1 protein-coding gene is annotated in these 1,093 nt (G+C 39.2%); it reads left to right on the top strand.

Features of this window, described 5'->3' with window-relative positions; all coding sequences use genetic code 11:
* Positions 1–794, top strand: a 794-nt coding sequence (locus tag ASE95_RS17455; protein ID WP_156348118.1) for a cytochrome P450, incomplete at its 5' end; no start/stop codon positions are given.
* Positions 795–1,093 lie beyond the last annotated feature (299 nt).

The raw sequence follows: 1,093 nt of genomic DNA, 5'->3' as shown, positions 1-1,093 counted from the left end.
GGGAATTGGATCTGGACATAGAAGGGCCTGAAAAGGACTTTCTAGATGGGTTGCTAAAAGTTTTACATGAAGACCCGACGGTTGATAGAAATACTATAATCTTCATGCTTGAAGATTTTCTAGGCGGTCATTCTTCGGTGGGTAATCTTGTCATGTTATGTTTGACAGCTGTGGCGAGAGACCCTGAAGTCGGCAGGAAGATTAGGGCAGAATTAGACGGTTTGACTAAAGGCAAAAGGCCTGTTACATTACTCGACCGTCATAGTTTGCCATACACAGAAGCAACTGTCTTCGAATGTCTAAGATACGCCTCATCCCCCATCGTTCCTCATGTAGCTACGGAGAACGCAGCAATCTCAGGATATGGCGTAGAAAAAGGAACGATAGTCTTCATAAACAACTATGAACTAAACACTTCAGAGGAATACTGGAATGAGCCGGAGAAATTTGACCCATCAAGGTTTCTAGAAAAGACCAAAGTTAGGGTTCGAAGGAATTCTTTCTGTGATTCCGGCATGGAATCTGATGGGGAAAGGCCGAGGAAGCCAGCGGAGACGGAAAAAGAAGTCTGGTCTGTTAAGAGGAACATCCCACATTTCCTGCCTTTTAGTATAGGTAAGCGAACGTGCATTGGTCAAACTTTAGTAACTACGATGAGTTTCGTCATGTTTGCCAGTATAATGCAGGAGTTTGAAATTGGGGCTGAAAATTTGGAAGATCTAAGACAGAAACCGGCGTGTGTGGCTTTGCCTAAAGATACGTATAACCTATTTTTGATCCCGAGAAAACATTGATCTTTTTGATTTTTTTGAAAGTACGTAAATTATTTGCGCTTGGTTCTTTTATTTGTAGTTTTGTGTTGACGCTGTTTTTTTTTTGAAAAAATTGCAGGTTTTTTTGTAGTTACCTTTTTAGCGAAATGCCTAAAGATACGTATAACCTATTTTTGATCCCGAGAAAACATTGATCTTTTTGATTTTTTTGAAAGTACGTAAATTATTTGCGCTTGGTTCTTTTATTTGTAGTTTTGTGTTGACGCTGTTTTTTTTTTGAAAAAATTGCAGGTTTTTTTGTAGTTACCTTTTTAGCGAAA

It is taken from the genome of Sphingomonas sp. Leaf231 (assembly GCF_001421995.1).
Lineage (GTDB): Bacteria > Pseudomonadota > Alphaproteobacteria > Sphingomonadales > Sphingomonadaceae > Sphingomonas.
This window is presented reverse-complemented; position numbering and strand designations above follow the sequence as displayed.